18 protein-coding genes and 1 pseudogene are annotated in these 18,098 nt (G+C 45.7%); 14 read left to right on the top strand and 5 right to left on the bottom strand.

All coding sequences use genetic code 11. The features are described from left to right. The 8 genes and pseudogenes from IEY53_RS32345 to IEY53_RS32310 form a co-directional block, all read left to right on the top strand. The coding region (locus IEY53_RS32345; protein ID WP_189032142.1) for a non-ribosomal peptide synthetase at window positions 1-3,104 on the top strand (3,104 nt) is incomplete at its 5' end. A 109-nt stretch (window positions 3,105-3,213) separates the two neighbouring features. After that, window positions 3,214-4,524, top strand: a complete 1,311-nt coding sequence (locus tag IEY53_RS32340) for an MFS transporter (protein WP_189032141.1) — start codon at window positions 3,214-3,216, stop codon at window positions 4,522-4,524. A gap of 26 nt (window positions 4,525-4,550) precedes the next feature. Next, window positions 4,551-5,264, top strand: coding sequence for a thioesterase II family protein (locus IEY53_RS32335; protein ID WP_189032140.1), 714 nt, complete (start codon window positions 4,551-4,553; stop codon window positions 5,262-5,264). Window positions 5,265-5,534: 270 nt separating this feature from the next. Further along, window positions 5,535-5,771 (top strand): annotated as a pseudogene (locus IEY53_RS32330) (IS5/IS1182 family transposase); the annotation flags it as partial. Window positions 5,772-6,444: 673 nt separating this feature from the next. Further along, entirely contained in the window at window positions 6,445-7,089 is a 645-nt protein-coding gene (locus IEY53_RS32325) for an ATP-grasp domain-containing protein (RefSeq protein WP_189032138.1), read from the top strand. 28 nt (window positions 7,090-7,117) lie between these two features. Next, window positions 7,118-7,354, top strand: a complete 237-nt coding sequence (locus IEY53_RS32320; RefSeq protein ID WP_189032137.1) for a hypothetical protein — start codon at window positions 7,118-7,120, stop codon at window positions 7,352-7,354. Next, complete coding sequence (locus tag IEY53_RS32315; protein ID WP_189032136.1) at window positions 7,351-7,794, top strand: hypothetical protein; 444 nt, start codon at window positions 7,351-7,353, stop codon at window positions 7,792-7,794. The genes IEY53_RS32320 and IEY53_RS32315 overlap by 4 nt, the downstream gene beginning before the upstream one ends. Next, a complete protein-coding gene (locus IEY53_RS32310) occupies window positions 7,791-8,156 on the top strand; it encodes a hypothetical protein (protein WP_189032135.1) in 366 nt (121 codons plus the stop codon). The genes IEY53_RS32315 and IEY53_RS32310 overlap by 4 nt, the downstream gene beginning before the upstream one ends. Before the next feature lie 351 nt (window positions 8,157-8,507). Here the strand turns inward: IEY53_RS32310 and IEY53_RS32305 are convergent, their stop codons facing one another. Continuing rightward, on the bottom strand, window positions 8,508-8,840 hold the full coding sequence (locus IEY53_RS32305; protein ID WP_189032133.1) for a DUF5665 domain-containing protein: 333 nt from the start codon (window positions 8,838-8,840) through the stop codon (window positions 8,508-8,510). A gap of 145 nt (window positions 8,841-8,985) precedes the next feature. Next, the gene (locus tag IEY53_RS32300; protein WP_189032130.1) at window positions 8,986-9,450 is read right to left on the bottom strand and encodes a YtxH domain-containing protein; all 465 of its coding nucleotides are present in this window, start codon (window positions 9,448-9,450) and stop codon (window positions 8,986-8,988) included. Between the two features lie 265 nt (window positions 9,451-9,715). Here IEY53_RS32300 and IEY53_RS32295 point away from each other — a divergent pair, with 265 nt between their 5' ends. Beyond that, window positions 9,716-10,717, top strand: coding sequence for an asparaginase (locus IEY53_RS32295; protein ID WP_189032128.1), 1,002 nt, complete (start codon window positions 9,716-9,718; stop codon window positions 10,715-10,717). A 108-nt stretch (window positions 10,718-10,825) separates the two neighbouring features. Continuing rightward, a complete protein-coding gene (locus tag IEY53_RS32290) occupies window positions 10,826-11,545 on the top strand; it encodes a pirin family protein (protein ID WP_189032126.1) in 720 nt (239 codons plus the stop codon). 431 nt (window positions 11,546-11,976) lie between these two features. Here IEY53_RS32290 and IEY53_RS32285 read toward each other — a convergent pair whose 3' ends face one another. Beyond that, window positions 11,977-12,204, bottom strand: a complete 228-nt coding sequence (locus IEY53_RS32285; RefSeq protein ID WP_189032124.1) for a DUF1128 domain-containing protein — start codon at window positions 12,202-12,204, stop codon at window positions 11,977-11,979. A gap of 131 nt (window positions 12,205-12,335) precedes the next feature. Here IEY53_RS32285 and yyaC point away from each other — a divergent pair, with 131 nt between their 5' ends. Beyond that, the gene (gene yyaC / locus IEY53_RS32280) at window positions 12,336-12,863 is read left to right on the top strand and encodes a spore protease YyaC (protein ID WP_189032123.1); all 528 of its coding nucleotides are present in this window, start codon (window positions 12,336-12,338) and stop codon (window positions 12,861-12,863) included. A gap of 70 nt (window positions 12,864-12,933) precedes the next feature. Further along, window positions 12,934-13,728, top strand: coding sequence for an alpha/beta fold hydrolase (locus IEY53_RS32275; protein ID WP_189032122.1), 795 nt, complete (start codon window positions 12,934-12,936; stop codon window positions 13,726-13,728). Between the two features lie 84 nt (window positions 13,729-13,812). Here the strand turns inward: IEY53_RS32275 and IEY53_RS32270 are convergent, their stop codons facing one another. Together IEY53_RS32270 and IEY53_RS32265 are read right to left on the bottom strand one after the other, a co-directional pair. Next, window positions 13,813-15,120 carry an MFS transporter gene (locus tag IEY53_RS32270; protein ID WP_189032147.1) on the bottom strand — a complete coding sequence of 436 codons (1,308 nt, stop codon included), beginning with the start codon at window positions 15,118-15,120 and terminating at the stop codon, window positions 13,813-13,815. A gap of 5 nt (window positions 15,121-15,125) precedes the next feature. Further along, on the bottom strand, window positions 15,126-15,755 hold the full coding sequence (locus IEY53_RS32265; protein WP_189032121.1) for an ArsR/SmtB family transcription factor: 630 nt from the start codon (window positions 15,753-15,755) through the stop codon (window positions 15,126-15,128). A 193-nt stretch (window positions 15,756-15,948) separates the two neighbouring features. Between IEY53_RS32265 and IEY53_RS32260 the strand changes: the two genes are divergently transcribed. After that, entirely contained in the window at window positions 15,949-16,623 is a 675-nt protein-coding gene (locus tag IEY53_RS32260) for a DUF6483 family protein (RefSeq protein WP_189032120.1), read from the top strand. Between the two features lie 127 nt (window positions 16,624-16,750). Beyond that, complete coding sequence (locus IEY53_RS32255; protein ID WP_189032119.1) at window positions 16,751-17,947, top strand: class I SAM-dependent methyltransferase; 1,197 nt, start codon at window positions 16,751-16,753, stop codon at window positions 17,945-17,947. Window positions 17,948-18,098: the final 151 nt, after the last annotated feature.

Raw genomic sequence — 18,098 nt, 5'->3', positions numbered from 1 at the left:
CAGTAGCGCGGGTTTCCTATTTATTAGAAGATAGTCAGGCGCAAGTCTTGCTGGCCAAGGTTGCGAATCTGGGGAAGGTTGATATTCAAGTCGAGACCATCGAGCTTGAGCGAGCAGCAGATATGGCTCAGGAACCGGCAAATCTGGCTCCTATAAACACATCATCCGATTTGGTATATATGATGTACACCTCGGGCTCAACAGGGAAACCGAAGGGGGTCATGGTAGAGCATCGGAACGTTGTTCGGCTGGTCCGGAACACCAACTATATCACATTCGAAGAAGGAGACCGTATCTTACAGACGGGAGCCCAAGTATTTGATGCATGCACCTATGAAATTTGGGGGGCGCTATTGAACGGTCTGGAGCTGTATGTGATCGATAAGTATACATTATTGGATCCGAACCAGCTGGAGAAGATGATTCAGGATAACGGAATTAACCATCTAATATTAACAACTCCCCTGTTTAATCAAATTGCTCGAGATAAATCGCAAATGTTCAGCAGTTTAAAGAGTTTAATGGTCGGAGGGGATGTCCTGTCAGCTAAACGAGTTGCAGAAGTTAAAAAGGCTTGCCCTGGGCTGATTATAGTAAATGCGTATGGCCCAACAGAAAATACGGTGATTTCAAGCTACTACCTAGTAGATAAGGAGCTGCAGGAAACAAGCATTCCTATTGGTCGGCCGATTCAAAACTCTACCACTTACATTGTCGATCGCTATGGCAAGCTTGCTCCAATAGGTGTGCCGGGAGAGCTATGGGTGGGTGGGGACGGTGTAGCCAGAGGTTACAAAAACTTGGACGAGTTAACGGCCGAAAAATTTATTCCCAATCCCTTTATGGAGAAATCGAAGATATACCGAACCGGCGATCTGGCGATGTGGTTACCGGGTGGAGATATCGAGTTTCTCGGCAGAATGGACAACCAGCTCAAAATTAGGGGCTATAGAATAGAGGTTGGAGAAATTGAAAGAGAGATCGCTAGGCAGTCTTACATTAATGAAACGGTAGTCATCGTGAAGAATCAGAAAGATCAGCAGAAGTACCTTTGTGCTTATGTTGTACCAGAACATGAGCTAAATGTGGCTCAACTTAAGATTGATCTCCTGAAAAGTTTACCGGCGTACATGATTCCGTCCCAATTTGTATATATGAAGAAGCTTCCGCTTAATCAGAATGGGAAGGTTGATCGAGCTGTGTTGCCGGAGGCAGAGCAGTGGGTAAATGCGGAGTTCGTTCATGTTGAACCAAGGAATACGACAGAGAGGGATATCCTTAATGTTTGGATTCGTGTTCTGGACAGAGAAGAGATTAGTATCCATGATAATTTCTTTGAAATCGGAGGTCATTCGTTAAAGGCGATTCAGATGGTTTCAGAGCTGACCGATCTAGGGTACAAACTTCGTATTCAAGAAGTTTTTACATGCCAAACGCTGGATAAACTCGCGGAAGCTATAGGTCCTCGGGTCAAATTACGGGAAAATTTGATTCAAGACCGATACGAAGCGGAGGACTTTATTAGTGAGGGCCTCAACATTAAATGCTACTATCTGGATTATACGGTGAACGAAAAAAACCATCTGATTCTTGCTGTAGAGGAATTGAATCCAGAATTAAAGTCAAATGTTAAGGCTGTTATCGAGGAGCATCTAGACAACCGGGTTCATCCGCACTATATCATTGAGTGGAACGGTGTTTTCCCATCTCAAAACGGTGGGGAAGAAGAATTTAATTCGTTTGTACAGCTTCAACAAATGAGTTCTAATACTTCCATCAGTGAAATGCTCGTAGAAATCGAAACTATGAGCTCGGATTTTGAAAAATGTGTCGTGAGCGGGAAAGTGAAAGACACGTATAAAGCCTCTCCATCTCAACTTTATCATCTAGAGCATAAGGACTTCTCGGGAACAGTAATGAAGTGGGACAAAGCTCTTAATCATGAGCTGTTAAATAAAACTTTTGTACATCTCATATCATCCGAAGAGGTGATGAGAAGTTCATTAATAGTCGAGAATGAAGGGTACGCCTGGGAAGTTTATGACGATATAAATCAGCTGTCCGTACCCTATCTAGATCTGTCTATGTATGATCGCAGCACGAGAAATGAGATATTAAGCCAGATTATGAAGGACTTCTTTTTAAAACCCTATGACCCGGAAGGCTCTTTGATGTATAGAGTTTTGGTCATTAAAGAGAATTTGAGGGATCATCTGCTTATCCTTCCATTTTCTCATTCTATTTTCGATTATATCAGCAGCGAGATCATAAAAAAGAAAATCATGATGTATTATGACAGCTTGGAGTCTGGGCAGCTGGCAGTGGAGGAGAGAGATAACAGTTTTCGAGATTTTATTAGAAAAATTACGAAAGGGCCTTCTTCGATAAGCGATGGGGAGATTGTTAGTGAGTATGAGCTGGAACAGTTCGAATTGCAAGCTAATCTTGTAAAAGATGTAGTCGAACGACAAGACGGATCTGATTATACGGTGGTCCCATTCGATATGATCCTTGACGATGTTAAATCAGCCCCAGAGGATATTTGGCAGCTAAGTTTGGGCGTCCTTAGTACCTATTTTAGGGATGGTTTCAACGTTTCTAAGTTGCCGGTCTGGATAACGAACTATGGAAGAAGCTTCGGCGGGGAAACATATTTTAATACGATTGGAGAATTCATCGATTACGTTCCTGTTCTCATAGACTCTGATGGCAGCGTAACCGATAACAATCAAAGTATCAAGAAGAAGCTGAGGTTGCTGTCAAATCATAATATTCACTTCTCGAATTTGATGTATAACGATGATATGAAAGCTGAGTACCCAGCTACAAACGGGATAATATCCCGTGCGTTTAAGCAAATTCCGATTAATTTAAATTATTTAGGAGAGCTTGGGGCAGAGGATGACGGATTGGAAGAGATCAATCTTGGAAATGCAAATGTGGAGGATCGTTCCAGAATCATTTGTATGGTATGGCATGTACGAGCAAAACTGTACATGACGATCATATTACCATATGTCGCAGATAAAGAAGTGGTACAACGCCAACTTCAAGGGGCAGCAATGCAGCAATTTACCCCAAACATAGCTGAAGAATTGACTTGATAATGCATTAAAGGGTATTGCCACTCGTTTGATTAACACCAGACGAGTGGCAATGTCCAAGGCGTATTATGTTGGTGGTTATACGAAGGTCAAGAAGGGGGATTTTGCAATGCAAGATACCAGAAATATCACTCTAATTAGCTTGAGCCGCCTTATATCCGAGCTGGGTTCTGCGGCAATACGCTTTGCATTAAGCTTATTTATTTTAGATATCACGGGTTCACCGCTAATGTCCGGATTTGTTTTTGCCTTCACCTACATCCCAGGTATACTAATTAATACTTTTGCAGGTGTACATATTGATCGAAGTGACAAGAAAAAAATACTTGTTGCAGCGGAATTTCTATGTGGAATCGCAACGCTGTTATTTATGGGGATATTCATATTTGTAGCTAATAATATTACTTTAATTATTTGTTATGTTGTCATTTTATACACGTTTCAAGCAATTTTCAATTTGGCACTCAATGCCTCAATCCCAGAAATAGTTTCTAAGGAGCGGGTCATGACAGTTAACTCCAATATACAAAGTATCAGTGCCTTAATTAATATTTTTGGTATTATTTTAGGAGCCACCTTGTATACCCTATTGGGGCTTAATATGTTACTTTTACTCGATGGTATATCTTTTATTATTGCCAGTATTCTAAATATCTTCCTTGTCTTTGTGAATAAACCGAATAGAGAAGAGATTCAAGAAAAGTCGTATTTTGAGAGCATGAAAGAAGTATATCAATATATTAAAGCCCGAAAAGAGATTAAACTTTTATTAGGCATTTTTGTAACCATTAATTTCTTAGTCACTCCCTTAATATCCATTGTTTTGTTATACATCATTCGAGACGAGTTGAAAATGAGTGGCTATGAAATGGCATTCATTGAAGCGGGATTGGGGGTTGGTTCTATTGTCGGCGCGGTACTCATCTCAATAAAAAAAGTAGGTAAATTCGTAACAAATAAAATTTTCATTATGATCCAATTGATGGCACTCATGATTCTATTATGGATTTTTCCGGCTTTTTTAAGTATTGAATCCAAAGTAGTAATGACCAGTATTTATGTTGTTATTATTACGTTGCTAGGATTATTTAATGTTATGGCCAACATCCCAATGATTTCGTATGTGCAAATTTATATCCCGGAGAATATAAGAGCAAGTATTTTTGGAGTGGTAACAACAGTGACAACAACGAGTGTACCCATCGGTTTGTTAATTTTCGGAGCTGTCATGGAAATGGCAAACTGGATATATTTGGTTTCTGTATCAGGCACCATTCTCATTGTAATGGGTTACTTCGCACACAGAAGCAATGCCCTGAGAGAATTTTTCAGTGTGGAGTTGGAGCCTGAGAAGGAACTGAAGCCGGTAAGAGAAGAAGTATCCAAGTCTGAAAGAAAAGTCGTTGAATCGAACACTTAAGTCAAAAAGAATAGGAGAATAGAGAGATGGTTTCTAAAGTTAAGCTTTTTTGTATTCCCCATGCAGGCGGTCTCTCATCGATTTATTACGGTTGGAAAGATAAGTTAGAGGATCATATAGAGTTAATCCCGATCGAATTGCCCGGAAGGGGAACACGTGCTAACAGGCCACTGTGCGACAATATTCAGGAAGTAGTATTAGATTTGTATCGTGAAATTAGACCTTATTTAGACGATTCTCCATTTGCCATATTTGGTCATAGTTTCGGAGCTTTATTGACCTATGAGCTCATTCATTTAATTAAGGAGGCAAGCAGAAGGGAACCGCTTCATGTCTTTTTCTCCGGGAAATTACCCCTGCATATACCTGTCTCTCGAATATGTCATACTTTGTCGAGGACAGAATTTGAAGAGTACATTATCGGCTTGGGGGGGATTCCTCCCGAATTGCACAATTGTACCGAAATATTAGATTTGTTTCTTCCGATCATCAGAGCGGACATTAAGCTGGTTGAAACCTATCAACTTAAAGAAGACAGCATTAAGCCTTTACCGGTTGACATTTCTATTTTGCATGGCTCTGAAGATCAAATAGCTGATAAAAAGAGATTAGTAGAATGGACTAGTTACACGAGCAGGCAATGCCACTTTCATGATTTTCCGGGGGGACATTTTTTCATTAATGACCGTACAGAAAATGTTGTGAATGTAGTTAACCGAACACTAAGCAGGGTTTGCTAAATAAATAAAAACTCGTACTCCCACAAGAAGTTGAGGATATTTTGTCAAAATTATCTGCAAGGGAATACACGGAAAATGTCAAAAACCTTTGCAGATGGAGTGCAGTACTATGTTTGAGCGAACCGAATCTACCGACGATCCCCTCAAAGATTTCTACCTGCCCTTGAAGGGAAACTGAACCCCAATAATCGGTGGGTGAAGCTGGCCAAACCCGTTCCCTGGGAGCAAGCGGAAGAAAAAAAGTAATGAGGGCATTTGGTACCCTCGATGAGAGGCTATCGCCGCCTGTTGGTGATTAGCGAACTGTACCGGCAGCAGCAAGAAATGATGCGTGGAGGCGTGCACCAGGTGGAGCATTGGATCGTGAGCATCGAACAGCCGCACGTCCGGCCGATTGTCCGGGAAATAGCCGGAGCGTCCGTCGAGTTTGGAGCGAAGGTAGCTGCAAGTCTGTCAAACGGATACGCCTGCATCGAAACGATGCAATGGGACAATTTTAACGAATCGTGCAATTATTTCATTTTTAAAAAACAGGAGGGATCTTAAAAAAGATGTTCTCCTTTTTTAAAATTAACTTGCCGTTACATACAGCGCGGTGAACCTTATCAAAACCGCGCTGAACTAACGATGAACGATAGTTGAATCAAACAAGGAGCAGTTTGCCACGGCAGAGCTGCTCTTTGTTTTCGTTTAAGCTAAAGGGCAGGGTTATCCATCAAATCATATTAAGATATGGATATTGTATAATAGGGGGTTCTGTGATGATAGTCAATAATATTGATTACATAATGATTTAACTAGGTCTGCAATGCAATTTGATTATAGGCAAACTAACTGATAGGGTGAAATAAGTATTACAAAGTCTTAAACTAGACATAGTTACTGATAATAAATTTATTTATATGAATATTGGAGGTAGGATGTTGAAAATTCATTCTATGACTGATGTTCAAAAAAATAGATAACTAAGTAAAGCATACATATATGATATCCCTAAGGTTAAACCCGTTTTTGATGACTGTACCTACGATGCTATTGCTGGATATTGGATAGTAAATGAGAAAAATATTCCGATGATTATAGAAAAGGGTCGTCTAAAGCCCTCGACCAAGAAATGTGATATTGAAACAGGTGAAGACAGAAAGTGATATCTTTTAATATATTGATTATCTCTGACAAAATGGATTTTACGACAGATTATGTCTGTATTGAACTTAAAAGACGTAATCTTGCTTACTTTCGTATAAACCTTGATGAAATGCACTTATATGATATAGAGCTGGATCTTCAGACTCTTTCCTTAACCTTAAGGATAGCTGGACAGACGTACGTTACAAATGAAGCTTTGTTGAAAAGTGTCTATTATAGGGCTCCCATATATCTTAGAGATACATATAAACCGGAGGTTTCAGCAGATATGCAGCTCTACAGAAACCAATGGATGGCTTTTTTGCGTAATTTATCTATTTTTGAGAATGCGAAATGGGTAAACGATCCAACCGCTACATTTAAAGCAGAGAATAAATTACTTCAATTAATCTATACTGCTAGATTAGGTTTTACATGTCCGAGTACAAAAATCACTAATACGACCACTATTAGTGATTTTTTAGATAAGCAATATATTGTGAAATCTGTGGATACTGCTGTGCTGCAAATCGATTCTAAAGATGCTTTTGTATACTCCAATGTCATAAGCGATAAGGAACTACTATCAGCTGAATTAGGTTTAGTTCCTATTGTAATTCAGGAGTATGTTTATCCAAAAATCGATGTGCGGGTAACGGTGGTTGGAAATGATGTTTTTGCAGTAAGGTCTGAGTAATAATAATGGCGTTGCCGGAGACTGGCGTATGAAGAAAGATGATGTTAGCTTTGTGCCATTTCAACTACCAAAGTCTCTAGAAAACCAATGCATTTCATTAGTTCGCGAACTTGGTTTGGGGTTTGGTGCCATTGATTTAATAGAACAAGGTGAATCATACGTATTCATTGAAATTAATCCTACTGGTGAATGGGCTTGGTTAGTCGAAGCATCTGGCTTTAATATTCAAAATAGTATTTGTGATTTATTGATAGGTGAGAAATGAAATTATTGGAATGGGTATTTCTAATTATAGAATTTCGGAGAGCGCAAAAGTCAATCAATAAAACCATTCAAAATACGAAACAACAACTTATTAAGGAAGATTCTACTTTTATTATTAAGCAATTTAAAAATGTTAGTGTAAAAGATGCTGAATCTCTATTCACTATGTTAGTAGATAACAAGAAGTCACTTGAAGATAAGGCAAAAGTCACTGCAGTTGCAGTAACTCTCTCTTTCACTTTCTTAGGAGCAGTATTAGGATACTTGTTGAATATCAAAGATAAGTTTGTTGATAGCCCATTTTTAAATTGTGCGTTAGTTATTATTATTTTACTCAGCACATTTTATCTTATATTAAGTGGTTGGTTTTCATTACTAACGTTGAATAGTCGTGCTAATTATGTCTTAGAACCGAATGAGTTTGAGTACTTGAGTACTTGAGTAGTTTGAGTGGGAATGAGGATAATCAAAATTCAGAAAAAGTATTTCTGTTGGCTCGAAATTACGAGCTGAAAATGCATGATAATTGGATTCTAAATAATTATGTTGATAGTAGTAATAATAGTTTGCGTAATGCGATGCTTTGCTTAGGAATGTTTGTATTGATTATCTGTTTGAGTTTTGTTTTTTTCACAAAAGTTGAGAACAAGAGTGTAGTTCAAATGGATATAATCCAGAGCAATATAGATTATATCCAACAAGTGCAGAAGAGCGATGAAGGAATTATACAAGGGCTTAATCAGATGATATTAATGCAACAGAATGAAATCAAAAGCTTAAAAACCGAGCAAGAAATTACATAGAGACAAATTGAATCATTATTGGGTAATATCAATTATATGAGTAAACAAAGTGAGTAAATACGCCCATGGGATACTTCGTGTTAATTTCAATGCTATGGACTTTCCAACATTTTTAACAGGCTAAAAACCTCTTGAAACTTGCTTTCCAATATTTAATTTTTATTACCTAATATAAACCATTAAGAAAGTAAGTAAAATCAAGCATGTTACTTTCCGAGATTTTTACCAACGAACACTGGGGCACACATGCCCTTTCTTCTGTACTACCCCTACCCCGCGCCTAAATAATCACCCCGCCGGACGTCTAATCCTGCTGGAGCAGGCATCCGGGGGGGCGGGGGAGAGGACGGGTTAGCTGTTGGCATCAATATACTTTTTAATCTCGCCAAGATATTCTCCGATAACCGGCACATCGAGAAATAGGCTAAGGATATAACCCAGCAGACCGAGAATGACAAAGGTGCCGAGAGACAAACCAAGACCCCGGGAAATCCCGGCCATAAGGTTGGTAACAATCCTTTTTTTTGGGTCGGTATAGTTTTCCAGAATATCCTTGAACTCCGACTTCTCCAGCGAATCGGCGATTTTGTCCAGTCTGGCGTTTAGCCGTTTCACCTCATGCCGCAGCTCAAAGGGATGCTCATCGACTTCATAGATGTTGTTCTTGTTCACTGATTCTCCCATAAGATATCCCTGCTTTCTGTAGCCCTGAGGCTTAGGATGATAGGTTCCGGGGCTGCCCATACAAACATAACAATAGCCAGCTGCGGTCAGCTGGCTATTGCAAAGGGTATCATAGCTGTTTTTAACCGCAGGTTAAGCCGGGTGCTTAAGGACTATAGGATGTTTTAACTTCTTCTTTGGCATCCTTGGCTTCATCGGCCACTTTTTTGGAAGCGTCGCTGACGTCATCGGCTACACTTCCGGAAGCGTCGCTTATAGTGCCGCTAATCTGCTTCCCCGTTTCCTGCAGGGTAGCAGCAATTTGCTGTTTGCTGTCGGTGACTGTAGTGTAGATATCGGATGCCTTGGCAGATACCGTACTGGCCAAATCTGTCGCCTTTTCGCCAACAGTAGTGGCAAGGGCTTTGGTTTTGTCGGTTACGGCAGTGGCTACCTCTTTCGTTTTGTCTGTCGCCGTTGAAAGCTTGTCGGAAAGATCACTGCGCAGTTCGCTGCCCGGTTTGGGGGCGAATAACAGGGCTGCCGCTGCTCCCAGCAGGCTGCCGATAAAAAGTCCTTTGAAGAAAGTGCTTCCGCTCTGTACCGGATATTCCGTCTCTGCTTTATTCATCACTAATCACTCCTAATTTAGAATAAGGTAGTTCAACTATCAGGGCTACCTGATGTTATCTTACTTCGTATATAAACGTTGGGGTATCCGCTGAAACAGTCAAAGAGCAAGGGAAAGATTACCCGAGCAATAAGAAGGAATACTTAAGGAAGTACACTTTTATAAGGATAAACAAGCTCTTTTGGAACTTTACAAAGTACCCCGCATGGCAGAAAAATTATATAGTTTCTAGTACGGACATATAGAGGAAAGAGGAGAGACCTAAGTGGAAACAGTGTTGGTACGTGAATATCGGTCGGATTTGCTGGAGTGTGTTCACAGCGGACATATAGCTATTGTAGGAGAAGGCGGACTGTTGAAGGGTTATGCCGGTGATCCCGGGTTTGTAACCTTTACCCGCTCTGCGGCCAAGCCGCTGCAGGCCATTCCGGGAATCCGGGCGGGCATTGCAGAACATTATGGTTTTACACCAGCTGAAATTGCATTGATGACCGCTTCCCACCGGGGTGAAGATTATCATATTGCTACACTCGAGCGTATTTCGGCCAAGATTGGTATCGATGAGTCGGACATGATCTGTGCAACAAGCTATCCACTGAACTCCTTGAGCAGAGAACAGGCGATTCGCGGGCAGGGCAAAAGGAAGCTCTATCATAATTGCTCAGGGAAACACATGGGGATCTTGGCCTACAGCAAATTGAAGGGCTTGCCGCTCGAAGAATATGCTCAGCCGGGTTATCCGGTACAGAAAGAGATTATTGAGACTATCGCGAATATGGCGGGCATCCCTGCGGAAAGTATTGGCCTTGGAACCGACGGTTGCGGACTGCCGGTATTTGCGCTTCCGCTGAAGTCGCTGGCCGCCGCTTATTTGAAGCTGGCCTGTCCCGACCTAATTCAAGATGAGCCAACGCGCATGGCGGTTACCAAGATTACGGCGGCGATGAATGCGCACCCGGAAATGGTGGCCGGTCATGGCCGGCTCGACTCCATCCTTTTGGCGGATGATAATATTGTGGCCAAAGGCGGATTCAAGGGAGTCTACTGCTTTGGCCTGCGCCGCGAGCGGCTGGGCATCTGCTTTAAGATCCTGGACGGTTCGGAAGAAGAGTGGGGGCTCATTGTGCGGAGTATATTGGACCAGTTGGGTTACAGCCATAAGAATACACTGGAGAAGCTCCGCACTGCTTTTTCGGGTGTGATCTATAATGATGGCGGCACGCAGGTAGGGCATGCAGATACCGAGTTCAAATTGACTTTGACTTAACAATCAGAATGATTAAATTTGAAAGGATACGGGTAAGAACTAAATAATTAAAGCGCCTGTTCACAAATCTGAATCGAAGGGTTTTACAATCCTGGAGGTGCGAAAATTATGATAAAAGTGGTAACGTCAGCAGAACGACATACTTCGAATAGACCTTGGATACACAGTGAGTTCAGCTTTTCTTTTGCCGATTATGATGATCCCAGCAATGCGCATTTCGGTGCGCTGCTGGCGCATAACGACAATGAACTGAAGCCGCAGCAAGGGATGCATGAGCATCCCCATCACGACCTGGAGATTATTACTTATGTGATTTCCGGCGTACTGAGGCATCAGGACGATCTTGGCAATCAGGCGGATCTGCAGGCGGGTACGGTACAAACGATAAGTGCAGGGACCGGGATTAACCACTCGGAGATGAATCCTTCAGAAAGCGACAATGTTCGGTTTCTGCAAATCTGGCTGCTTCCAAACAGCCCGGGGTTGACTCCGAAATGGGATGCCAAGTTTTTCCCGCATGAATTTAGAACCAATACCTTGCTGCCTGTTGCTTCGGGGACCGGTGAGGAAGGCGCCCTGACGGTCAACGAGAATGCCACCATTTATCTATCGCTACTGGATACCAACCGTGTGCTGCATTATCAGCAGCAAGAGGACAGACGTACTCATATCTTCCTGATCTCGGGGAATGTGGAGATATCCTGTGCAGATGGTGAATTCCAACTGCAGCCTGGTGACGCAGCCCGTATCCGCAAAGGCTGCGATCTAACGATCAAAGGCACAAGCAGCGAGGGCCAAGCGGAGCTGGTGTTGATTGATCTGCCCTAAGCTGGAAGAGCGGCATCTATTGAATGTCCTCTACAGCACAAAGAGCCTCTTGTCTTACGACCTGTTCCAATGAAGGTTGTAAGCAAGGGGCTCCTTGTTTGCCTGTACCGGGAATGAAATCCGGCTTCGCTTATTTATTTAGGAACAAATCCATAATCGGCGGTTGACTAAGTCCCGGCAACCACTCGTCACCGGGACCGGCTGTGCAAGGAAGCGGACCCAGATGACCTTATTTGAGGCAACGAAGGGTGTTGTCCTTTTATACGGACACAGGTGCTCTTATTTCATGATCTTTAGCCCAAAATGAGGGGCAATGAATCATTTAGCGGCTTCTGAGTCCGTCTGGCCGGAAAAATGCGCTGATTTCGCGAAATAACGTTTCTCCGGTCCGTTAAGTCTGTCAACCCCTTATTTTGAGGTGAAGCCTTTATTCATTTATTATGCCGCAAGCGTCCCAGCTCGGACACCAGTGCTTCCACCTGGGAGATGCTGAGCCTGTCGCTGCCCATGGCTACCTCATACAGGTCCAGAATATCCTCATAATGATCCACCGAGAACGCGGAGGCCTGCATGGCTGCGGCACTTGCCATTTTCAGTTTGTTCTTGATGCCCTCGATCATATATTCCACATTTTCCTGGCTTGGCTGTGACAAATCCATTGGGGGTACCATCCTCTCTGTGCATTGATTCATGTATTTTACCATGTTGGATGCCGGATCACCATTTTTTTGTCGGGCTCCTTGAAATCATGTAAAATTAAAAATTATAAGACAAGGGAGGACAGGGCATTATGGCGATCAGGGAGCAGGCGAGTCGAAAGCGGATTAAAATGGATGCCGGTGAGCTGGTGCGTTTCTTTCGTGATATTGCCAGCCGCCATCCGGCGGAGACTGTAACATTCCTTTGCATCGGGACGGACCGCTCCACCGGAGATGCGCTGGGACCGCTGACAGGCAGCGGTCTGCAGGAGTACGGCTTTCCCCATGTGATGGGCACTTTGCCGTTTCCCTGCGATGCGGATAACCTGGTTGCCCGGATCACGGAGATTCCGCCGGACCATATTATTATTGCGATTGATGCCTCTCTGGGTCCTCCGCATGCCTTGGGCGCTTTCTTCGCTGCGCAGGAGCCGCTGCAGCCGGCACAGTCTATCGGCCTTAGTCTTCCGGCTATAGGGCATTATAGTGTGGCCGCCATTGTGGACCTGCATGGTCCCAAACCTTACCGGACCCTTCAGACAACGCCATTGTACAGAGTGATGGGGATGGCCGGACAGATTGCCACAGCGGCGGCAAAAGGGTTCGGGCTGGAGAAATAGCGTTTCAAGAACAACGGTTTGGTTTAATTATAGGATTAATTGATTCTTACATAGAAAGAAGGAAGCAGCTATGGAAACCGTTCGTTGTGATGGAAGCAATATTTGTTACAGTGACCAGGGAAAAGGCGAGGTTATCGTGCTGCTGCACGGGTTCTGCGGAAGTGCGGAATACTGGGAGAAGGTTATTCCTGAGCTGAGTGGGAATTACCGCGTCATTGCACCTGACCTGCGCGGACATGGTGCGTCGGAAGCGCCGCTTGGGGCTTACCGGATCGAGCAAATGGCCGATGATGTTCTCTCTCTGCTGAATAAGCTGGAGATTTCAGAGGTTATTCTACTCGGTCATTCACTTGGCGGGTATATTACGCTTTCTTTTGCACAACGCCATGCCTCACGCCTCAAAGGCTTCGGATTGATTCATTCCACCGGATATGCGGACAGCGAAGAGGCCAAAGAAAAGCGGCTGAAGAGTGTCAGCACTATTCAAAATGATGGGATTACCGCATTTGTAGATGGCCTGGTTCCCGGATTGTTCGCACCGGAGACGGCTGAGACAACACCGCACCTTATAGAGCGGACGAAGGAAATCGGTTACAAGACGCCTCCGCAGGGGGCGGCCGGAGTCGCCTTGGCCATGCGTGAGCGTCCTGACCGGCGCGATGTCATCTCTGCCAGTGAACTGCCGATACTGCTGGTGGCAGGCGGGAAGGACGGCCTGATACCTGCCGAGCGCACGTTTACGTCGGACAAGAAGAACGTGACCCAGGCTACGATTGCCGGTGCAGGACATATGAGCATGTATGAAGCTCCTGAACAACTGGCGGCAATCATCCGGGAATTCGCCGAAGCTGTCGCCCGTAGATAAGTAGGATGGCATCCGGAATACAGACCCGGGTTGCCCAAGAGGCAGCACCCGCCAGTTCGGCGCGGTGCTGCCTCTTGTTCTATCTTATTGAAATTTGCGGATGGCCGGGATACTGAGGACCAGTAGTATACAAGCCATACCGAGTCCGGCAAAAATGGCTATCGTAGCTACACCGCCAATGAGATCGGCCAGCCAGCCGACTGTAATATAACCTACCGGAAGCAGGGCAAAGGAACCGAGTAAATCCAGACTGGCCACACGTCCGAAGGCCTCCTGGGGAACCAGCTCCTGCAGGCTGATCTCCCAGATCAGGCCGAAGATCATAAGGCCGAAGCCTTCCAGGGCAAACAGTGCAATTGCACCTGCTGCGCTCGGAACGAAGGGCAGCAGGAACAAGGCCAGCCCGCTCACAAAAGCACCCATGTAAGCCATGATGCCCCGATGATTCCAGCGGGCTCTCATGCCGAACAATAACCCGCCGACGATGGCCCCGACCCCGGAGAAGGTGACGGCGAGGCCATAAAGATAAGGGTCCCAGCCATGATGGACTTTGAACAGCCAGGGGACCAAAATGCTGGTAATGCCCGCATAACAAATATTAATGAACGAAAAGGTCAAAATCGTTACCCAGAGCCACGGGTGGCTGCGCAGAATGGCAAACCCCTCCTTGAAGTCCGCTTTCCAGTCCGGAGCAGAAGGGGCCTCGCCCGGAAGCGGGCCAGACTGTTCCGCAGAGGGGGGGGCAGACAGGGGCTTTGACTTCATAACCAGCACTCTGCGCAAATAAATGAGACAGATTAGCGAGATCAGATACGTGAAGGCATCCAGTCCAAAACCTACGCCTGCCGATAAATGGGTGATGAGCAGACCGCCCAGTGCCGGGCCGATCAGCCGAACCGTCTGCGTGGTCATCTGCGTTAATGAATTGGCGGCTATACGGATATCGGGGGTGAATACGGTGGCGCGGACCGCCGCGTAAGCCGGCTGGAACATACCGTCCAGCAGTCCATAAAAGCCGACCAATACGTACAAGAGCGGAATGGTAAGTATACCGGAAAGAGCAAGTACAGCTGTAGCAATCATAATCACGAAGCGGGAAATGTCGGCCAGCATCATAATTTTGACCCGGTCATAGCGGTCTACGATATGGCCGGATATCGGCAGCATCAACACATTGGGCAGCATATAAATAGCCATCACGAATCCCATGATCGTGGTAGAACCGGTTAGAGAGTAGACCAATACCGGCAGGATAACCATGGTAATCGAACTGCCAAGAAACGAAATAAGGTGGCCAAGCCACAAATAAATAAACGCCCGGGAATGTACAAAAGGAGCGGCAAATCCCCGGAGCGGATTACTGCTCGCCTTCTCTGGCGCACTTGCCGGCATCATTGTTAGGATGCACCTCCTGCTGGTGTATTGGATTCGGTGTGGGGAAGACGGCCGATGGAAATATCGACGCCGTATTCTTCACCATCGGTAATTTTAGATTCCCACTTGGAGATAAATTGTTTCATTTCCTGTTGAAAAGCTTCCAGCTCGCTGCCGGATAATGTAAATCTGGTGGTGAAGTGCTCCACGATATCCTCCTCACGGAATTGAAAACCGCTGAAATTGGCTGAACGGAACCAGGTTGCCCTGGAACGGTAAAACTTCTGGATGATGCCTCCTGCCGCTTCGGTTCGGACAAGCTCAAGCAATCCTCCTTCGAACAGCTTGACGATATGATAATGGATGTTTCCCGGCGTCTTCTGCAGCTTCTCGGCAACCTGCTTGGAGGTGAGCGGCTCACCGGCAAGCGCCTGCATAATCTTGATGCGCAGCGCGCTCTCCAGCAGCTTATCCTGCTCCGGAGTCAACTGAAGCGGACTGCTCGCTCTCTCCGGGGACAAAATTCGCTGATCGCTTTCATCGGCGTCTTCGGGCGCTGAGTTCTGGTTGTTGTCCGCCGTGGTCTGCGCTCCGGACCGCTGTCGGGAGGAGGGGGCATCAGCTCCCTCCTGCAGATGGTTCTTATGTGGCACGGGTATAACCTCCTTCAATTCTGATTATCATTGTTCTGTAAAATAGTTCGATCTGTAATCCAGATTGAGTGTGAATCCAGTTTATGACAAAGAAAGCCGGTCTGTCAATCCTGCTCCCCTGACCTAAGCTGGCATAGCCTCCAGGAATGGTTTAAGATGAAGGCAAGAATCCAATAAAGAAGAGAGGTACAGCATGTTCAGAAGAGACTATATCGTCCGGATGATTGAGGATATGACGGCGATGGTGGCCAAAGTGTTTACTCTGAAGCAGGAGCGGAAGACTACGGAGGCGCTGTGGGAAATCGACGAGCTGCTGAACCGCCATTTCCGCCTGAACTCCCGGTTGCTTAATTCCCTGTCCGTAGAGGATATTATAGATATGTTCCGTCTGGGTGGAGTTATTGAATCCGACAAGCTGCAAGGTGTAGCAAGGCTGCTCAAAGAGGAAGGCAGCATCTACAGAAGCAATGAGAATTATGAAGCCGCATTGTTTAGAGAGATGAAGGCTTTGCATCTATATTTGTCCGCCGATCTTCATGGAGCCGACCGCAGTCTGCTGCAGATGACCCGGGAAATAGATGAGCTTATATCCATTGTGGAGGCTTACCGGCTTCCGGCCAAGACGGAACGGCTGCTTCTGACCTACCTGGAAGGAATGGGACGATACAGCAAGGCAGAGGACAGCTTGTACCGGTTAATAGAGCAAGGGGAAGATGTGGAGGCCGAAGGGGCCGGTTTGTATGAACGGCTGCTGCTCAAAGCACCGGAGGAACTGGAGCGGGGCGGGCTTCCGCTGGAGGAAGTCCGGGATGGACAGCAAGAATGGAGCCGGATGGCAACAGCGGCCAAAGCGGCAAATCATCTGTAAGTATCCTGGTGCTTAGGACCATGCTCAGCGGACAGTTTCAGATTCAGCCCTGATCCCAGCCGGGTTCATGATATAATGCAAGGATGGTTAAGCGAGAAAGCTTTATATTTATAATCCCGAAAGTGAGATGTGCCCTGTGGAATCTTTACATGCTTTGATAGAACAAGTGATTGGTGACCGCACCTTAATTACGGCTACCCTGAGCCAGCTGCGTAACAAAGGGGAAGCTGCCTACACCAAAGTGCAGATCAAACCTGTCGAGCTTAAGGGCAAGCTGCATTATCAGTTTGCGTACTATATCGGACCAAAGGTAGAGCACCGCAATGTGCCGGCAGAGTCGGCAGCGGAGGAAATGGTGACACTCCTGAGAGAAACGTTCCGCCAAGGCCTGCTGTGCACGGTAGAAGCGGATTATCAGGTGCTTATCAGCAAGAAGTACAAAGTCTCGATTCTTACTAAATCGCCTTCCAAGCAGGAGGTGCCCGACCTCGCTCACAACCGCCGCAAACGGTATGTACTGGAAGATGGAGTCCCTGTGCCGTTTCTGGTGGAGCTTGGCATTATGAACAATGAAGGCAAGGTGCTTGCCCGTAAATATGATAAATTCCGCCAAATCAACCGTTTCCTCGAGATGGTCGAGGATGTGCTGGCCGATCTGCCAACCGGGCGGCCGCTGACCATTGTGGATTTCGGCTGCGGCAAATCCTATTTGACGTTTGCGCTCTACCATTATCTGAGTGTCCGTGCGAAGCGGGAGCTGAATATTGTCGGCCTTGACCTCAAAGCCGATGTGATCGAGCATTGCAGCGCCCTTGCGGTGCGGCTTGGCTACAGCCGGCTTCGGTTCCTGGTAGGCGATATTGCCGATTACAATGAGCTGGATCAGGTGGATATGGTCGTTACCCTCCATGCCTGTGATACGGCTACGGATGCTGCTCTGGAAAAAGCCGTACGCTGGGGAGCCTCCGTCATCCTGTCGGTTCCCTGCTGCCAGCATGAGCTGTTCTCGCAGATTGAGAGCGAGGTGCTGAATCCGCTGCTGTCACACGGTATCTTGAAGGAGCGTTTCTCCGCCCTGGCAACGGATGCGATCCGGGCCAAGCTGCTGGACCTCATGGGTTACCGCACCCAGCTGCTGGAATTCATCGATATGGAGCACACGCCCAAAAATATTCTGATTCGTGCCGTCAAAAGCTCCGCCGGGGACAACGCCGCCAAATGGCGTGAATACAGCGCATTCCGTGACTTTCTGGGCGCAAAGCCATACCTTGAGCGGGTCTGTGCGGACCTGCTGCCGGCAGAGAACACGGATCAGGGGGAATAAAGAATCCGTTCACCTGTAACCTGCTCCATAAACAAAGGGATGTCCTTAAAGCCATGAAATGGCTGCTGGGACATCCCTTGTTTGTTTTGGGTGCCCCCTTGACCTTTTGCAGTTGCGCGAAATGGGCAAGACTGAAGGTAAACCCAAGGAA

Origin of the sequence: Paenibacillus albidus (assembly GCF_014644435.1) — a bacterium.
Taxonomy (GTDB): Bacteria; Bacillota; Bacilli; order Paenibacillales; family Paenibacillaceae; genus Paenibacillus_AQ; species Paenibacillus_AQ albidus.
Note: the sequence above shows the minus strand (reverse complement) of the source record. Positions and strands in the feature narration are given on the sequence as shown.

Bases quoted from the DNA above. Each gene is read 5' to 3' on its own strand.
- IEY53_RS32255 (WP_189032119.1), top strand. From the start codon at position 16,751: ATGTGCCCTGTGGAATCTTTACATGCTTTGATAGAACAAGTGATTGGT.
- IEY53_RS32275 (WP_189032122.1), top strand. From the start codon at position 12,934: ATGGAAACCGTTCGTTGTGATGGAAGCAATATTTGTTACAGTGACCAG.
- IEY53_RS32270 (WP_189032147.1), bottom strand. From the start codon at position 15,120: ATGCCGGCAAGTGCGCCAGAGAAGGCGAGCAGTAATCCGCTCCGGGGA.
- IEY53_RS32335 (WP_189032140.1), top strand. From the start codon at position 4,551: ATGGTTTCTAAAGTTAAGCTTTTTTGTATTCCCCATGCAGGCGGTCTC.
- yyaC (WP_189032123.1), top strand. From the start codon at position 12,336: ATGGCGATCAGGGAGCAGGCGAGTCGAAAGCGGATTAAAATGGATGCC.
- IEY53_RS32290 (WP_189032126.1), top strand. From the start codon at position 10,826: ATGATAAAAGTGGTAACGTCAGCAGAACGACATACTTCGAATAGACCT.
- IEY53_RS32260 (WP_189032120.1), top strand. From the start codon at position 15,949: ATGTTCAGAAGAGACTATATCGTCCGGATGATTGAGGATATGACGGCG.
- IEY53_RS32285 (WP_189032124.1), bottom strand. From the start codon at position 12,204: ATGGATTTGTCACAGCCAAGCCAGGAAAATGTGGAATATATGATCGAG.
- IEY53_RS32340 (WP_189032141.1), top strand. From the start codon at position 3,214: ATGCAAGATACCAGAAATATCACTCTAATTAGCTTGAGCCGCCTTATA.
- IEY53_RS32300 (WP_189032130.1), bottom strand. From the start codon at position 9,450: ATGAATAAAGCAGAGACGGAATATCCGGTACAGAGCGGAAGCACTTTC.
- IEY53_RS32305 (WP_189032133.1), bottom strand. From the start codon at position 8,840: ATGGGAGAATCAGTGAACAAGAACAACATCTATGAAGTCGATGAGCAT.
- IEY53_RS32325 (WP_189032138.1), top strand. From the start codon at position 6,445: ATGGATTTTACGACAGATTATGTCTGTATTGAACTTAAAAGACGTAAT.
- IEY53_RS32315 (WP_189032136.1), top strand. From the start codon at position 7,351: ATGAAATTATTGGAATGGGTATTTCTAATTATAGAATTTCGGAGAGCG.
- IEY53_RS32320 (WP_189032137.1), top strand. From the start codon at position 7,118: ATGAAGAAAGATGATGTTAGCTTTGTGCCATTTCAACTACCAAAGTCT.